This is a genomic window from Verrucomicrobiota bacterium JB022 (genome assembly GCA_030673845.1).
Classification (GTDB): domain Bacteria; phylum Verrucomicrobiota; class Verrucomicrobiia; order Opitutales; family Oceanipulchritudinaceae; genus WOUP01.
Genome location: JAUTCQ010000020.1, coordinates 55,082 through 72,524, shown reverse-complemented (window position 1 = coordinate 72,524; position 17,443 = coordinate 55,082). Strand labels below are relative to the sequence as shown.

The following is a 17,443-nucleotide window of genomic DNA, read 5'->3' as shown; positions in this document are numbered from 1 at the left end:
ATGGCCTCGACCCAGACCCCTCCGACTACCTGACCGCTCGTGGTATGCAGAAAACTCCCCGACTCCGGCTGAGGCATCCATTGCGGCTTCCGCGGCCACGTGAGATCTCCTTCATGAATCCTGGCTGCAGGTATGTCCCGATAATCGAAGCCCTCCCTGTAGCGCGTATAGACATGAAACTCCCCATCGCCGAACCCGTTCAAGGTGGGGATGGTTACAATGATTTGGCGCACCACGTATCGTTCTGAGTCGCCCCAGCTCCCATGGAACTTTGGAGAAAACCATTGGTCGGAAACATCGACCAGAGCATACCAATAAAAGACGTGAAAGCAGCCCCAGACCAAGAAAGGACTGCCGCAGGCTACACCCAACAATACCAGGTTTCTGAGTGATCGAAGCAGGAGGCATCTTATGGTCTGCATTGCAGACATACTTCTTTCCATTTGGATTCACGCAAGCGGAAACGGTCGATGGATCCATACAGAAAAGAGCCTCGGGGTGTCCAATCCCCGAGGCTCTCCCAGTGTAGTCCCCTAATCTGTGCGGTCCTAGTAGTCCTGATTATACTGGATCGTTATCGATCCTGCTCCATATGTTCTAGGGAACATGAAGGTGGTGAGGCGCGCGGGCAGCCATGGAGGGGGCTGGCCGCACGGCGTGGTGCTAGAATTCGAACGTGGTGGAGAGCGTCCACGTTTCGTGGGGGGCGATGGCCCACTGGGCTACAGTGCCGTCCCATTGGGTCGCAACCGGGATCAGCTCCTCGTGCTGGCCGACGTTGCGCACGTTGAGCTGGATGCGCCAGTCGATCTTGTCGGTCAGCTTGCGCTTGTAGCCGATCCAGAGGTCGATCGCGTCTTCGCTCGGGCCGTAGTAGGGGCTGTCGAGGTCGAAGATGACGGACTGGCCGTCTGCCGCCAGTTCTGGACGATAACCGATCACGACCTTGTCCTGCCAACGGTAGCCGGCGCCGATGTTGATGCCTTCGAGCGGGCCCTCATCAAACTCGTAATTGGTCACGAGGTTGAAGCGCCAGCGGCGCAGGTCGGTCGCGCGTTGCCCTTCCATCTGCTTCATCAGCACATAGCTCGAATAGAAGTTGGAGTTCCAGCTGACGAGGCTGGTGGACGAGATACCGCCGCCGCCCCATTGGCGGATCTGGCCCATCGGCCCATTTTGATACTCGTTGGTCAGCTCCACGAAATTGGAGAGCAGCTGCCCGCCGATGTTGGAACGGATGGCTTCGGTCTCCGAGGCATTGAAGGTGATGCGCCAGTTGCGGGTGGGGTTACCCGTAAACTCATACTCCCAGCCCTTGGAGATCTGGTCTTCCGTCGCGGTGAAGTTGTTGACCGGGGTGCTCATGGTGGTGAGCTGAGTTACGCCGAAGTCGTTGAAGCCCCAGGCCTGCATGATCTGCTGGACGAGCGGCTCTTGCGTGTATTGGCGCCAGGCGGCGATGGCGGCATTCATCTCGGCATCGGCCTGCTCCTGTGTTTCGCCGACGCGTGGGGCATACTGCCACTCCCAGGAGCCGTCCTGCCCGGCCGAGCCGGGGTTGCCAAGCTCGCCGAGCTGGTATTCGTAGGCGTCGACGCGGTCTTCATTGCGCATGATGAAGTTGCCGGTGCCGGTGAAGAACCAGGTGGGGAAGCCCACGCTGTTGTTGGCGTTGAGCGCCTTGGTCTCGAAGCGGTTGATGCGGAAGATGAAGCGGCGGCTCTTGTCGGCGAGCACGATGCCGTAGTCTTCCGTTTCACCCGAAGGCGCGGCCAGGGCGTTGCCGAGGATGTCGTTGCGGGGCCCGGTGACCTGGAAGTTCTCCGAGCGGTTGTAAGCGAGGTTTACATCGATCGGCAGGCGGTTGCCGACCAGGTTGTTGAGCTTTGCCACCACGCTCCAGCTGGGAGAGTAGGCATCATCGACAATGGGGCTGATGCCATTGAGCGTATAGAGGCGACCGTCGGGCCCGTCGAACTGCGCGCGGTTGTTCACGCGAGAGGCATCTCTCCCGTAGGTATCGACTTCGTCGTAGCGGATGCCCCACATGCCGACGATGGAGTCGTTCCAGAGGTTCGCCTGCCAGACGGCGGCGTAGGAGTTGACTTCGCGCTTCTGGAGGTTGGCGCTGGTCGTAAGGGCGTCCTGATCTCCATCGTAGGCATTCAGGATCTCCACCTGCCGGCTGCGCCAGCCCACATAATTGTCCGGATTTTCAGACTGGGTGCTGAGGCGGCCCGTGAAGTAGTTGTAGTAGTCGGCATCGAAGGCGACGGAAGGGCCTGCATTCCAGGTGGCGTCAAAGTAATACCAGTCTACCGTGCGGGGCACATCGATCCCGCCGGGGCGGGGGATGTTCACGCCCCGGTAGCTGTTGGCGCCGAGCAGGGAGTCGCCGAGGTAGATGGTGGGGATGACGACCCGGTCGTTGCTGTCGATGAACGTGGCGGCAGTGCCCGTCGCCACGAGGTTGCCGAACTCATCGGGCGTGCCGTAGACCATGAAGTTGCGCGAGTCGCTGGTGCGGGCGTCCTGGCTCACGAGGCCGCTGATCATGTGACGCCCGAGCAGGCGCATCAGCCAGCCCTCATGCTCTTTCGAAAAGTCGTAGGAGCCGTAGGCATTGACGCGCCACGATTCGTTGGTGATGTCGCTTCGACCGCCTGTGCCCGTGCCGTAGATGTAGGGGCGGCCCAGGTTCTGATTGGGCGTGCCGTCGAGGTTGGTCGTGTTGATGTCGACCGTCAGGGCGCCGCTGGGGGAGATGCGCGACGAGCCGCTGCTGTATTTCTGGCGGTCGTAGGCAGCTTCGATCCCGATGCGATGATCCCAGAAGGTCTGGTTGAGGCTGAAGTTGACGTTGTTGAAGTTCTGCCACTCCTGCTTGGTGTCGCCGTCGATCAGGTTGTTGTAAAAGTCGAAGACGCTCGGGTCGGAGAGCGTGTCGGACTTCCAGAGGCCCTTGTTGGCCCATTCGGCGTTGGCGCGGGTGGCCCAGGTCGTAGTCGTCGAAACGAGCACCCGGCGCGAGAAAGGCAGCGCGACCGTGTTGTCGACCTCCCCGGTGCTGCTCCGGCCGCCAATCGTCTTGAATTCCGGCATCGAAGCGAGGAACGGCTGGTTTTGGCCGTTGTTGTATTGCAGCCACACGCCGCCATACATGCCCACATCGTTCAGCCAGGGCTCGAAGGTCGGGTTGGCCACGCCGCCATCGCGCGTGTTGTTGAACTGGCCCATGTTGGGCGGGTAATAGGAGGACTCGTTGCCCTGCGCGTCGTAGGTGTAAAACTGACCGCTGTAGCGAGCCGAAGCGGGGTCGTAGGTCGCCTGGTCGAGCTGGTCCCACCAGCCGGTAATCTGATCGAGCGGGGTGATGCGGCGCGGGTTGTTACTGCGGATGGTGCCGCCTTCGAAGTATGACTTGAAGGTGGTCTTGGCCCCATCGCCACGCAGGAACTTCGGTTCGTAGCGCACGGTGCCAAAAATACGCTTGTCGAGGCTGTAGGCCGGGTCCTGCCGATATTGTTCATCGTTGCGCAGCACGATGAAGCGTACGGAGAGTTCGTCGTCGATCAGGTTGCGGTTGACGTCGAGGCTCTGGCGGTTGGAGCCATAAGAGCCGACGCGAAGCTCAACGCTGCCAAAGTCATCGTGCACCGCTGTCTTCATCGTCGCATTGATGATACCTGCGGGGCTGCCGAGGCCGAAGAGGATCGAATTGGGGCCCCGCTGCACGTCGATCCGGTCGACCGCATAACCATCCCACGGGATGGAGCTGCCGAAGAAGTTACGGGTATTGTCGGCGGCGGTCAGGCCACGCACACGGGTGGTGGAGTTGGGATTGGTGAGGCGGTAGGCTTCCGACTCTACTTGCCCGCCGCTGGCGCCGGTGAAGTTGCCTTGCGGGCCGGCGACTTCGGTATTGGTGGTGTAGGCGAGCAGCGATTTGTTGTCTGTCGCGCCCGTATCCTGCATGAACTCGGCGGTAACGACCGAGATGGCCGAGCCGACGTCTTCGAGGCGAGTATTGATGCGGGAGCCGGCGAGGGTCTGGGTGGCCGTATAACCGACGGAGGATTCAGCCTGAACTTCAAACGGGGAAAGCTCGAAGACTTCCTCGGGATCGGCATCCGAACTGGTGCTGGTCTGCGCAAAGGCAGAAGATGGAGCAAGCAGGGCCGATGATAGCAGTATGGTACTAGCGAATAGGTAACGCGTGGGGAACTTGGTAGTGGGCATCACGTAAGTGAAGTTTGTGTTTGTGGGGTAAAGAAGGATGCATGGGTAGGCACCCTTGTTGATTAGCATTTGGCGGTGAGCCTTGCCTGGGTAGGGTCAAGGCGTTTGAGACAATCGCCAATGCGAGGCAACGTCTATGGGATGGACGCAGGTGGAGGAGGTAGCAAGGGTTCGATGGTTAGAACTTTGCTATAACTAAAGTCAGGTCGGCGGTCAGGTTGGAGCAGGATTGGGGTTGATGTGCAGTATCGCTACATGCGTTGGGGTATGAAGCATGAGCGAGCCGGATGATGCAGGCTGAGACTGTCCTGTGCGCTGTGGTATCCACCTGAAATACAGGCGATTGAAGGGTTATGAATCTGGACGGATTCACGGGCGAAATCAGGCCGTCTTAGCTGCGATGAGGATAAGGCTAAAGCTGCCGTCCGTTCAACGAGACATTGGTTTAGTCTTTGCTATGACCTAGGTCATATTTTCGGCATATTGAATCTATAACCTAGGTTATAGAAGAGGCAGGACCAATGACGGCTTGATTTTAACCTTCTTCTGTGTCCTTAATCTTATCGCATTCTGCGCATTGCGAGAATACCCCGTTTTCTCCCGCATCCCCCATGACTCTGCACCTCGCACCAACGACGAGTGTGTATTTGAGATTTACGAACATGTATCTCTTGCCCGTATTTAACTTCTTACGTCCATCGCTGATGCTGGCCTCCTGTGCTCTTTCGCTGGCTGCCCGCCCTGAGCAGGGCGGCACTTTGCGCGAGGCCTTTGCCGACGATTTTCTGATCGGCGTCGCCCTCAACGGCCGGACCATCGAGCAGGCGGAATCTTCCGCCGCTCGCCTCGCCGCTCGGGAATTCGCTGCGCTGACGGCGGAGAACGACATGAAGTGGCAGCACATCCACCCCGCGCCGGGCCGCTACAACTTTGCCGCGGCCGACGCCTACCTCGCCTTTGCCGAGGCGCACGGCATGGAGGTGATTGGGCACACGCTGGTGTGGCACAGCCAGACGCCCGACTGGGTCTTTACGGACGCCAAGGGCAATGAACTGACGCGTGAAGAGCTGCTGGAGCGCATGCGCGAGCACATCCAGACCGTAGTGGGCCGCTACCGGGGTCGGATCAAGGGCTGGGACGTCGTCAACGAAGCGATCGACGACGATAAGAGCGGCCTGCGCGACACCCCCTGGCGCCGCATTATCGGCGACGATTACCTCGACTACGCCTTCCGCTTCGCCCGCGAAGCCGACCCTGCGGCCGAGCTGTATTACAACGACTACAGCCTCGTGGAGCCCGGCAAACGCGCGCGTACCCTCACGATGCTGCGCGGGCTGATCGAGCGCGGCATACCGGTCGACGGGGTGGGGATGCAAGGCCATTACCACCTTCACTGGCCCAAGCTCGAAGAGGTCGACCGGTCGATCCGAGACTTCGCTTCGCTCGGGCTCAAGGTCATGATCACCGAGCTCGACGTCGATGTCCTGCCCTCGCGCAACCGGCCCGGCATGGCCGATATCGCCCATCGCGAGGAGGGGGGCGCGGCGTTCAACCCCTACACGCAAGGCTTGCCCGACGAAGTGCAGCAACAACTTGCAGATCGTTATGCCGAGCTGTTTGCTGTCTTCCTGCAGCACCGCCAGTCGATCACCCGCGTCACCCTCTGGGGCCTCGGCGACGGCGAAAGCTGGCTCAATAACTTCCCGATCCCAGGGCGCACCAACTACCCCCTCTTGTTCGACCGCGCCTTGCACCCCAAGCCCGCCTACGAGCTTGTCCGCCAAGCCGGTCAAGAGACGCTTCCCGCCGTCGGTGCGACCGAGCTTAAGGTAGAGCCGGTCAACTGACTCCGTTTGCCCCTACCACCCCCTTTATCATGCCCAAAACTTCTTCTACCCTCCTGTTGGCCCTCGCTGGCGTGGCCGCGACCGCTTTGGCCGCTGCGCCCGTAAGCTTCGACTGGTTCGAATACTCCGGCCTCGACCGGACTCGCGCCGAACCGCTCCCCGCCGGCCACTACGCCAACCCGATCCTGACCGGTTTTTATCCCGACCCCAGCATCTGCCGGGTGGGGGACGACTATTACCTCACCAACTCGACCTTTGCCTACTACCCCGGCCTGCCGATCTTCCACAGCAAAGACCTCGTCAACTGGGAGCAGATCGGGCACGCCATCGACCGGCCCGACCAGCTTCGTTACCAAGGGCTCGGCGTTTCGCGCGGCATTTTCGCGCCCGCCATCACGCACCACGACGACACGTTTTACCTCATTTGCACGATGGTCGACGGAGACGGCAACTTCGTCATTACGGCCAAAGATCCCGCCGGCCCGTGGTCGGATCCGCACCGCCTGCGCTTCTCCGGCATCGACCCCTCGCTGTTCTTCGACGACGACGGCCGCGTATGGATCGTAAACAACGACGATCCGGAGGGGAAGCCGCTCTATGACGGCCACCGCGCCATCCGTATCCGCGAACTCGACCTCGAAACGATGCAGATCAAGGGCGAGAGCAAGGTATTGGTCAACGGCGGCGTCGACATCTCGACCAAGCCTATCTGGATCGAGGGGCCGCACATCTACAAACGCGAGGGCTGGTATTACCTCTCCTGCGCCGAAGGAGGCACCGGGCCGGGCCACTCGCAAGTCATCTTCCGCAGCCGCAACGTGACGGGCCCCTATGTCGCGTGGGAAAACAACCCGATCATGACGCAGCGCCATTTGCCCGACGACGTGCCCGGCGCCGTCACCTGCGTGGGCCATGCCGACCTCGAAATCGGCCCCGATGGCAACTGGTGGGCCACTTTCCTCGGCGTGCGGCCCTACGATGGACATGCTTCGCCGATGGGCCGCGAGACTTTTCTGCTGCCGGTCGAGTGGACGGAAGACGGCTGGCCGACGATTCTGCCGATGGACCAGCGCGTGCCCTTGACGCATGCTTCGCCGGGCGGAGCGGTCGTCAAGCCCACGGTCGAGCTGCCACTGGCGGGCAACTTTACCTGGCGCGACGAGTTCGACCAACCCGAGCTGGCTTCGGCCTGGATCATGTTGCGCACGCCCAGCGAAATCTGGTGGCACGTCGATTCGGGCTTCGAAGGGAAGCTGCAGCTCACGCCTCGCGCCGACGTCCTCAGCGAGCGCGGTAACCCCAGCTATCTTGCCCGGCGGGTGCAGCACCACGATTTCGAGGCTGCCACGTTGGCCCAGGTGCCCGTCGAGTCGGGCGTATCGGCTGGCCTTGTCCTCTTCCAGAACGAGGGCTTTCATTATTACCTCGGCGTCAAGCGCGACGGGCAACAGGTTCAGCTTTTCCTCGAACAAGTGCGCGAAGGCAAGAAGCAGATCGTGCGCACCTTCGAGTTGCCGGATGCCAGCCAAGTGGCCCTGCGGGTGCGGGCGGAAAAGGCACGCTGCGCCTTTGATTTTTCGCTCGATGGCGCCCACTGGATGCCGTTGGCGACCGACCTCGACGCCCGCATGATCACCACCGCTGCGGCGGGCGGCTTTGTCGGTGCGACCGTCGGCCCTCATACCCGCACCGAATAGCTTGCACGTGGGAAGTGCGTTTACGGATACAAAATTCGTTTACCGCCGCTTCCCGCTGCAATAGTCTCCCCTTCACCCCATCTACCCCCTTGCTACTCCCGCAAATCCTGCCCCTTCTGTTACTCCGCAGAGTCTCCGGCTGCTTGCTCCACCGGCTGGCTCTGGGCTGGGGGCTACTCGGGATGTGCACCCTCGCCGCCGCTCCGATGCCGACGGAGAAGATGGTAGGGCTACCCTTCGTCCGCTCCTATTCGCTGAACGAGATCGGGGCATCGCGCGGGGCCCGACTGTCGTTCGATCATTTGGGGCGGATCGGCGTGCTCAGCGGCTCCAGCTACGCTGTGCTCAACGACAATACGTGGCTGCAAGTCGCCGCCGAGCACCCCAACGTCAGCTCGCCGCACCTGCTCGACCTCGTGTGGCAGGAGGGCAACCGCTCGTATTACGGCACGCTGGGAGGCTGGGGCAGGGCAGAGCTGCAGCCCGACGGGCACCTCACCTTCCACTCCCTGCGGCCCGACGCGTTCCCTTACTGGGTCCGCAGTACCAACTTCAAGCAAGTCCTGGTCTTGGAGCAAGGCGTGCTCTTCGCAGGCTACAACGGCATCGTCTACGAAGATGAAACGACGGGCCGCCGCGACTTCATCGAGCTGCCGGAGCTGACCCGGGTCTTTCAACTCGGCTCGGCCATCTACGTTTCCACCTTTGCCGACGGTCTCTTGCGGCTCGATCTCGACGCTGGCAGCACGGAGGTGGTTGCATCCGGTCTGGTGGTCGACGAGGTGGCGAGGGTCAGCCCAGAGACGATGCTGTTTTCCACCACCGGCGATACCTTGATGCGGCTCGACGCCGCTGGCATCAGCCTCTGGCACAGCCCCCTGGGTACCCGGACCAAAGGCTCCGTCTCTTGCCTGGCACCCCTGCCAGAGGGGGGCGTGGCCATGGCGGTCGATGGCGAGGGGGTGTTTGTCTTCTCGCCCGAGGGTAACCTGCTCTGTTCGCTGACCACCGCCGAATACCAGCGTGTCTTCGACATCGCAGCCAACGAGGAAGGCGTGCTTTGGCTGACGACGGAAGTCTCGGTGCAAAAGGTCCTCTACCGCACAGGCATCTCAGTCATCGACCAGCGTTCGGGCGTCATCGTCGAATGGCCGCAAGTCATCCAGTGGCGCGGCAACACCGTCATCGCCTCACATGGGCGGCTCTATGACCTGACGCTGGCCGACGACGGGCTGTCTTACCGCTTTGAGCAGGTGGCGCACGCCCCGACCGGCGGGGCCTGGGGCGTGGATGGCTCAGGTGAGCAGATGCTGGTGGGCAATGCCACGGGTGTTTACGCACGCATGGAAAACGGTTTCCAGCAGGTTTTGGGCGACCTGGATGCCTCCCGCCTCGTCATGACCGAGGACGGCCTGTGTTACGTCATCGGCATGGCAGAGCTGGCCATTCTCCGCTGGAATGGCAGCCAATGGACCGAGTGTGCCCCCCGTGTCCCCGGTGTCGGCTTCCCTTGGGTAGTGCATTCGGTCGGGCACTCGGCCTGGATCGAGTTGGGGCTCAACCTCGCCGCCCGCATCAGCTATCGCGATGGCCAGCTGCGTAGCGAAGTGTTCGATCTGGACGACTGGGGCGAACCGACCTGGGTCAACCTCGGCAGTATCGGCGACACCGTCGTGCTCAGCGGCCCCGATAACGAGCGCCGCTATTACGACGAGGCTACCGAGCGCTTTATCGACGCCCCCGAGCTGGACCGGAAACTGAGCGAGGCTCCATACCCGATCAAGCGCATCGCGCAAGACGCCGAAGGCTACTGGTGGGGCGCACACGAAAACGGGATCCTGGTGCGCGAGGGCATGGATCTGGGCCACTGGGAGAGCCCTTTTGCCGGTCGCTTCCCCGACCGCTATCCTGTCCTCCACCTCGTGGGCGACGACCAGATATGGGTCTCGACCGAGTCCTCCTTTTACCGGCTCGACCGCGAGATGCCCGCCTCGCACCACCTGGAGGTGTCGCCGCAACTCGTGTCCGTCACCGATGGCCGTACGGGCGACGATCTCTACTCGGCCGGGCTCGCCGACCGTCTGCCCGAGGCTGTGCCCTATGACCGCAATCACCTCGTTTTCCGCTTTTTCGCCGGTGGCTACCCAACGCTGCAGGCGCTCTCCTACCGCTTCCACATCCGCCGTGGCTCCACCGAATGGACGATGCTGAGCACCGATTCGTTGCTCGCGCTGCCCAACCTTTGGGAAGGCGATTACGAGGTCGAGGCGCAGCTGCTCGACGGTGGCAGCCCAATCGGTCGACCGGCCGTGGTGGCGTTTCGGGTGGAGCCTCCCTGGTTTCGCCAGCCTGTAATTTACCCGATCTACGGGCTACTGCTCCTGACGGCGGTCGGGCTCTTCCGCGCCTACGTGGTCCGCCAGGCCAGCCGCAAACACGCCATGCTGGAGAAGCTCGTCCACGAGCGCACCGAAAAGCTGAAAGAGACGATGGCGCGCCTGACCGATGAAGTCCGCCTCTCCGCCACGCTGGCCGAACGCAACCGCTTGGCCGAAGAGATGCACGACAGCGTGCAGCAAGGGCTTACCGGCCTCATCCTGCAGCTCGATGCCACGCTGAAGCTGGCCGAGTTGCAACCCGAGGTGCGCTCGCGCCTCACCATGGCGCGCAAGATGGTCTCGTTTACGCGCGAGGAAGTGCAGCAGGCGATTTGGGACCTCGAATCGCCCTTCCTCGAAGACGCCGATCTCGCGGGCGCACTTCGCACCATGGCCCAAATGGTAACTTCGGGCAGCCCGGCGGTGGAAGTCTCGACTGCAGGCCGCGCGATCGTGCTCGAGCCCAGTAAGCAGCACCACCTGCTCCGCATCGCGCAGGAGGCCATCACCAACGCCATGCGCCACAGCCATACCGACCGTATCGACGTCAGCCTCGTCTACGAGCCCGAGCGCGTGGTGCTGGAAGTGCGCGACTATGGCACCGGCTTTTCGACCGACGAAGCGCTGGCGGAAGGCCCCGGCCATTTCGGCCTGCGCGGGATGCGTGCGCGCGTCGCCAAGATCGACGGTCGCCTCAACTTCGTCAGCCGCCGGGGGCAGGGCACCACCGTGCGAATCGAGCTGCCCATCGCCCCCAGCCAGGAAAGGAGAGCCCAGTTTACCGATGACTACTCGCAAGATCAGAATCCTGCTCGTCGATGACCACATCGTGCTCCGCATGGGGCTGGCCACCGCCGCCCATGGCGAGCCAGACCTCGAAGTGGTGGCCGAGGCCGAGAATGGCGAGGAAGCCATGGAAGCTTACCGCCGTTGTTCGCCCGATGTCGTGGTGCTCGATTTGCGCATGCCCAAGACGGGTGGCCTGGAGACGATCAAGCACTTGCGCGACGAGTTCCCCGGTGCCCGCGTGCTCGTCTTCAGCAACTACGCGAGTGGCGACGAGGTTCTGCAGGCCTTCGACGCCGGGGCCTCCGGCTTTGTCGTCAAAGACATGCCGCTGGAGAGCCTGCTGGAGGGTATCCGCCGCGTCGCCAACGGTGAGCAATACATGCCGGCAGAGATCGCGAGCCGGGTCAGCCGCCGGGCCATTTCCCAACTTTCGAAACGCGAACTGGAGGTGCTGATGCTCGTCGCCAAGGGTATGAGCAACAAAGACATCGCCTCTCAGCTCCACCTTGTCGAAGGCACCGTAAAGGTGCACCTCACCAACATCCTATCCAAGCTCCACGTCGCCGACCGCACGCAGGCCATTTTGGCGGCGGTGCGGCGCGGCATCATCGTGCTGGAATAGCCTCGCCGCACGATTCCACCTCCTCCTCTCCGGTGACGCCCCTCGGGCCACCCTCAGCCTCCTTATACCCATGCCTTGCCCGTTGTTCAACCCCTCACACCTCCTTAAGATGAGACTAAGAGCCCGCCCCGCCTTTCTCTTTTTACTGCTCGGCTTCACGGCTGCGGCCTTTGCTCGCCCCAGTCTGGGATTGCCGGTCGACCTCGTCGCCGATGGCCCCACCGACGGTGCATTCCCTCTGGTGGCGGGGGAGCAGGCCGCCACCCTGTATGTCGACGCCAACGATCACGCCGGTGTCATTCGAGCCGCAGGCGATCTTCAGGCCGACATCGAACGCGTGACCGACCGCCGCCCTGAGCTACGCACCCAGGAGACGCCGCGCGGCCAGCCCGCAGTGCTCATCGGCACGCTCGGCCACAGCACCTTGATCGACAGCCTTGCCCGTGCGGGCAAGATCGACACCCAGCCCATCGCGGGGCAATGGGAATCGTTTCTCATCGCGACGGTGGATGACCCGATGCCGGGCGTGGAGCAGGCGCTCGTGATCGCTGGCTCGGACAAACGGGGTACGATCTACGGCATCTACGAGGTGTCGGAGCAAATCGGCGTATCACCCTGGTATTGGTGGGCCGACGTGCCGCCTGCTCGCCAGCCGGAGCTTTTCATCGCTGCAGGTGCGCACGTGCAAGGCCCCCCGGTGGTCAAGTATCGCGGCATTTTTATCAACGACGAAGAGCCCGCCTTCGGCCCGTGGGCGCGTGAGCAGTTCGGCGGCATCAATTCCAAGATGTACGTCCATATGTACGAGCTGTTGTTGCGCCTGCGCGCCAACTACCTCTGGCCCGCCATGTGGGGCAAGTCGCTCTACGAGGCCGACCCCGAGAGTGCCCGCCTCGCCGATGAATACGGTATCGTAATCGGCACCTCGCACCACGAGCCGATGATGCGCGCCCACCACGATTGGACGATGCACCGCCAGAAGATGGGCAACGGCGAGTGGAATTACGCCACCAACGAAGAGGGCCTCCAGCGTTTCTTCCGCGCAGGTATCGAGCGCAACCGCGACTATGAAACGCTGATTACGGTGGGCATGCGCGGCGACGGCGATGAGCCGATGGCAGGTGACGACGACATGGCCGCCAACATCGCCTTGCTGGAGAAAGTCGTCGACGACCAGCGCGCCATCATTGCCGACGTGCTGGGCAAGAAACCGGAGGAGGTGCCGCAAATCTGGGCCCTCTACAAGGAGGTGGCCGACTACTATGCCGAGGGCATGCGCGTGCCCGACGACATCACGCTGCTCTGGTGCGACGACAACTGGGGCAACAACCGCCGCCTGCCGACCGCCGAAGAACGCAAGCGCTCGGGTGGCGCGGGCATCTACTACCATTTCGATTACGTAGGCTCGCCGCGCTCCTACAAGTGGATGAATGTCAGCCCGCAGCCCAAAATCTGGGAGCAAATGACGATGGCAGCCGACTACGGCGCCGACCGCGTCTGGATCGTCAACGTGGGCGACCTCAAGCCGATGGAGCTGCCAATCGAGTTTTTCCTGCGGCTGGCATGGGATCCCGAGGCGCTTCCGAAGGAGCGGATCGACGCCTGGACCCGCCGCTGGGCCGAGCGCGAGTTTGGCCCGGAGCACGAGGCTGCCATTGCCGACCTCGTGGCCAAATACGCCAAGTACAACGCCTGGCGCAAGCCGGAGCTGCTGGAGCCCGACACCTTCAGCTTCGTCAACTACCGCGAGGCCCAGCGCGTGGATGCCGCTTGGCAAGATCTCGTGGCGGAAGCCGAGCGGGTGGGGGCACAAATCCCGGCCGAACAGCGCGATGCCTACTTCCAGCTGGTGCAGTATCCGGTCGTCGCCTCCGCCACCGTCGCGCGCCTCTATCTGGCGGCGGGGCGCAACCAGCTATACGCAAAACAAGGCCGTGCGAGCACGCTCGCCGAAGCCAAACTGGCCCGCGAGCTGTTCGCGCAAGACGCGGAGCTGACCGAGGCTTACCACGCTGTGGCCGATGGCAAGTGGAACCACATGATGGCGCAAACCCGCATCGGCTACACCACCTGGTCGGACCCGAAGACAAACATCATGCCTGAAGTGGTCGAGCCCAAGCTTTCGGGCAAGGCCCTGCTCGGCGTCGCAATCGAAGGCTCCGAAGCCGCTTGGCCGCAGGAGGCCAAGGCACTCACGCTGCCGGGCTTCGATTCCATCGGCCAACAACGCCGCTGGATCGACGTCTTCCGTCAGGGCGAAAAGACCCTATCTTTCCAGGCTACGGCCAGCGAGCCTTGGGTCAGGCTCAGCACCACCTCCGGCGACCTTGCGCAGGATCAGCGCGTGTGGGTCGACATCGACTGGACGAAGGCCCCCGTCGGTGAAGCTCAGGCCTACGTGACGGTGCAGTCGGGTCAGCAGCGTGTCCGGGTGCAGGTCGATACCTTGCGCTCAAAGGAAAACCACCTCGCCGCCCGTCCCTTCTTCGGCAGTCTGACCGGCCCGGTCGCGATCCATGCCGAGCAGGCGATGGCCAACGTGCCGGCGCCCAGTGCCCGTTGGGAGCGCATCCCCGATTACGGGCGCGGCCCCTCCGGCCTGAGTATCTTCCCCACTACTGCCCAGAGCATCCTGCCGCCGCACGACGCGCCCCGTCTCGAATACCGTGTGCTCTTCCCGCAGGCAGGCGAGGTGCCGCTCGATTTGATCACGGGCGTCGCGCTCGGCGTGCTGCCCGGCAGAGGCGTCCGTCTGGCGGTGTCGCTCAACGACCAACCGGCCCAGATCGTGGACCTCTTTGAGGGAACTCGCTACGAAGACCCGACCACGCGCCCCGACAAGTCGGCCCCCGCCATCCGCGGCTGGCACGACTGGGTGCGCAACAACGCCGTCACCACCTCCACGATGCTCAACGTGCCCGCCGCTGGCGTGCATACGCTCAAGGTCTGGATGGTCGATCCCGGCATCGTGCTGCAAAAGCTCGTCGTGCACACCGGGGAGGTCCGCCCCAGCTACTTCGGCCCAGTGCCGGAGCCGGTGCACGCCGCGCCGCACGTCGCCTACGAGCCTTGGAATGAGAATGGCCGCATCGCGCACCAGCAGTTGCTGGAGAAGGCCCAGCAAGGCCAGATCGACCTCTACTTCCTCGGCGACTCGATTACCCGCCGTTGGGGTGCGACCGATTACCCGGAGTTTCTCACCCACTGGCGCGAGCAGTTTCACGGCTGGAACGCCGCCAATTTCGGCTGGGGTGGGGACAGCACCCACCACATGCTCTGGCGCATCCAGAATGGAGAACTCGACGGCCTGAGACCGAAGGTGGTCGTGCTCCTCGCCGGCACAAACAATATCGGCAATGGGGAAAAGCCTGAGCGCGCCGCCGACGTGGCCGAGGGGGTCGCGGCCTTGATCGAGACGATTCAGGCCAAGGTGCCCGACGCTACGATTATCCTTACCGCCATCTTCCCACGCAACGACAGCCCGCACAGCAACGCCGTGATCGCCGAAGCCAACCGACAGCTTGCGCTCCTGGCCGATGGCGAACGGGTGCGTTTCCTCAATATCAACGATCAGCTCGCCGATGCGGACGGTCAGCTTTACGAGGGCGTGACAGTGGACCGGCTCCACCTTTCGCTGCAGGGCTACGAAATTTGGGCGCGCAACCTAGTGCCGCTGCTGGCCGAACTGCTCGGCCCACGTGCTGCCGAGGACCACGCGCCTGCCCCCACTGGAGACCCCTCCGCCATCCAACGCTAACCTCCTGCTACCCCATGAAACTCCCACTCATTGCCCTCATGGCGACCACGTATGCCGCGCCTCTGCTGGTGCAGGCCGCGACTTCATGGACCGCCGACAACGGCAACGGCACCTTCACCAACCCGCTCTTCTACGACGAGTTTTCCGACCCCGACCTGATCCGGGTGGGAGACGATTTTTACCTCGCGGGCACTACCATGCACGCCATGCCGGGCGTCGTCGTACTGCACTCGAAGGACCTCGTCAACTGGCAGTTCCTCAGCTATGCCACCGACCGGCTGGAGCTGGGGCCGGAGTTCAACCTGAAGGACGGGAAGGAAGCCTACGGGCAGGGCATCTGGGCGCCTTGCATCCGCTACCACGACGGCAAATTCTACATCTTCTCCAACGTAAACCGGCATGGGATGCAGGTCTTTATTTCCGAAGATCCTGCTGGCCCCTGGGAGCACAAAAACATGGGGGGCGGCATCCACGACCTTTCCGTGCTCTTCGATGACGATGGCAAGATCTACGCCGTGTATAGCTACGACGAAGTCCGGATGATCGAAATCAAGCCCGATTTCAGCGGCTTCGTCGAGGGCAGCGAGCGCGTCATCATTCCACGGGGCAACGCGATGGGCGAGGGCCACCACTTCTACAAGATCGACGGCAAATACTACATCATCAGCGCCAACTACGCCCCCGTGGGCCGGATGCAGTGCGCCCGTGCCGACCGGCCCGAGGGCCCTTACGAGACCATCGTGATCAGCGCGCGCGAAACCATGGGCACCCAGCGCGGCTGGTGGGTCGGCAATTCCGGCCTCGGGCGTGGGGTGCCAGGACCCGGCTTCGATTTCCAGCTCGACCCTCCACCGGGCAACTTTCAGGCCGCCGTGCCGCTCCACCAAGGCGGGATTGTCGACCTCCCCAATGGCGACTGGTGGGGCTTCTCCATGATGGATTTCCGCTCCATCGGCCGCACGACTTTCCTCTCGCCCGTCACCTGGAAAGACGGCTGGCCGTTCTTCGGGCTGCCCGGCAACCTCGGTCGCTCGCCGCGCACGTGGACCAAACCAGCGGTCGAAGCGGTGGTCGAACCCACCGCACCTTACCAACGCAGCGATGACTTTGACGGGCCAGAGCTGCTGCCCGTCTGGCAGTGGAATCACAACCCGGTCGACGCCAAGTGGTCGCTGACCGAGCAGCCCGGCGCGCTGCGGCTGCATACGATGCCCGCCGACCACTTCCTCTGGGCACGCAACAGTCTGACCCAGCGTGTGATCGGCCCCGTCTCCACCGCAACGGTCGAGCTCGACGCCTCGGGCCTGCAACCCGGCGACGTGGCCGGGCTGGCCTTGCTCAACATCCCGTATGCCTGGATCGGCCTTGCCCGCACCAGCGACGGCCTTGTCCTGCGTTGGTACGACCAACTGAGCAATCAGACGTTGGAGCGCTCGGTTTCCTCTCCCCAGTTTACGCTGCGCACCACCGGGGATTACGACCACGACGTGGCACAGCTCAGCTATCGAGAAGAGGGCGGTGAGTTCGTGCAACTGGGTGACGATATCCGTCTGCCTTACCAGCTCAAGACCTTTCAGGGCACCCGCCACGCGCTCTTTGCCTTCAATACCGAAGGCCGGGAGGGCGGGTATGCGGACTTCCGCCGCTTCGAGGTCGACGAACCAATGGCCGACCGCTCGCAAAACGTGCCGCTGGGTCAAGTGATCACGCTCGCTAACCTGGCCGACGATTCGCTGCTTTGGGCCAGCCCGCATGGCATGCTCCATCGCGCGCGGCCCGGCACTGAACAGGCCTCGGGTGCGCGCGTGCAATTCCGGGTGCATGATCGCGGGCAAGGCAAGGTGGCGTTGGAGGCGCTGGAAGGCGGTTTCCTCACCGTGGTGGGCGAGGGGCTGTCCTCCGATGTGCGCCTGATGGCCAAGGAGAGCGCTGGCAGCCTCTTCATGTGGCAAGACATGCTGCGCGGAGAGTGCATGCTGTTGTCGCTCCACACCCACCGCTACGTCGGCACCCACTCGGGCACAGGTGAACCCTACGGCGCCGATTGGCCCGGCACTGTGCCTGATCGCCGCGACGGCACCGTCTTCCGCTGGGCGGCGGCTGGCTCCGAGTAG

Annotated in this window: 7 protein-coding genes; 6 read left to right on the top strand and 1 reads right to left on the bottom strand. The window is 62.9% G+C overall.

Going from position 1 to position 17,443, the window contains the following annotated elements; genetic code table 11:
• Positions 1 to 663: 663 nt before the first annotated feature.
• Positions 664 to 4,239, bottom strand: a complete 3,576-nt coding sequence (locus tag Q7P63_15750) for a TonB-dependent receptor plug domain-containing protein (GenBank protein MDP0501548.1) — start codon at positions 4,237 to 4,239, stop codon at positions 664 to 666.
• A 704-nt stretch (positions 4,240 to 4,943) separates the two neighbouring features.
• On the opposite strand from Q7P63_15750, the gene Q7P63_15745 reads away from it, so the two are divergent.
• The 6 genes from Q7P63_15745 to Q7P63_15720 all read left to right on the top strand — a co-directional run bounded on the left by Q7P63_15745 (position 4,944) and on the right by Q7P63_15720 (position 17,443).
• Positions 4,944 to 6,086 carry an endo-1,4-beta-xylanase gene (locus tag Q7P63_15745; protein MDP0501547.1) on the top strand — a complete coding sequence of 381 codons (1,143 nt, stop codon included), beginning with the start codon at positions 4,944 to 4,946 and terminating at the stop codon, positions 6,084 to 6,086.
• Positions 6,087 to 6,115: 29 nt separating this feature from the next.
• Complete coding sequence (locus tag Q7P63_15740; GenBank protein ID MDP0501546.1) at positions 6,116 to 7,783, top strand: glycoside hydrolase family 43 protein; 1,668 nt, start codon at positions 6,116 to 6,118, stop codon at positions 7,781 to 7,783.
• Positions 7,784 to 7,965: 182 nt separating this feature from the next.
• A complete protein-coding gene (locus tag Q7P63_15735) occupies positions 7,966 to 10,983 on the top strand; it encodes a sensor histidine kinase (protein MDP0501545.1) in 3,018 nt (1,005 codons plus the stop codon).
• A complete protein-coding gene (locus tag Q7P63_15730; protein MDP0501544.1) occupies positions 10,946 to 11,572 on the top strand; it encodes a response regulator transcription factor in 627 nt (208 codons plus the stop codon). The genes Q7P63_15735 and Q7P63_15730 overlap by 38 nt, the downstream gene beginning before the upstream one ends.
• A gap of 109 nt (positions 11,573 to 11,681) precedes the next feature.
• Complete coding sequence (locus Q7P63_15725) at positions 11,682 to 15,329, top strand: glycosyl hydrolase 115 family protein (protein MDP0501543.1); 3,648 nt, start codon at positions 11,682 to 11,684, stop codon at positions 15,327 to 15,329.
• 38 nt (positions 15,330 to 15,367) lie between these two features.
• A complete protein-coding gene (locus Q7P63_15720; protein MDP0501542.1) occupies positions 15,368 to 17,443 on the top strand; it encodes a glycoside hydrolase 43 family protein in 2,076 nt (691 codons plus the stop codon).

Coding starts and splice junctions, on each gene's coding strand:
- Q7P63_15740 (MDP0501546.1), top strand. CDS start 6,116: ATGCCCAAAACTTCTTCTACCCTCCTGTTGGCCCTCGCTGGCGTGGCC.
- Q7P63_15745 (MDP0501547.1), top strand. CDS start 4,944: ATGCTGGCCTCCTGTGCTCTTTCGCTGGCTGCCCGCCCTGAGCAGGGC.
- Q7P63_15750 (MDP0501548.1), bottom strand. CDS start 4,239: ATGCCCACTACCAAGTTCCCCACGCGTTACCTATTCGCTAGTACCATA.
- Q7P63_15730 (MDP0501544.1), top strand. CDS start 10,946: ATGACTACTCGCAAGATCAGAATCCTGCTCGTCGATGACCACATCGTG.
- Q7P63_15720 (MDP0501542.1), top strand. CDS start 15,368: ATGGCGACCACGTATGCCGCGCCTCTGCTGGTGCAGGCCGCGACTTCA.
- Q7P63_15735 (MDP0501545.1), top strand. CDS start 7,966: ATGTGCACCCTCGCCGCCGCTCCGATGCCGACGGAGAAGATGGTAGGG.
- Q7P63_15725 (MDP0501543.1), top strand. CDS start 11,682: ATGAGACTAAGAGCCCGCCCCGCCTTTCTCTTTTTACTGCTCGGCTTC.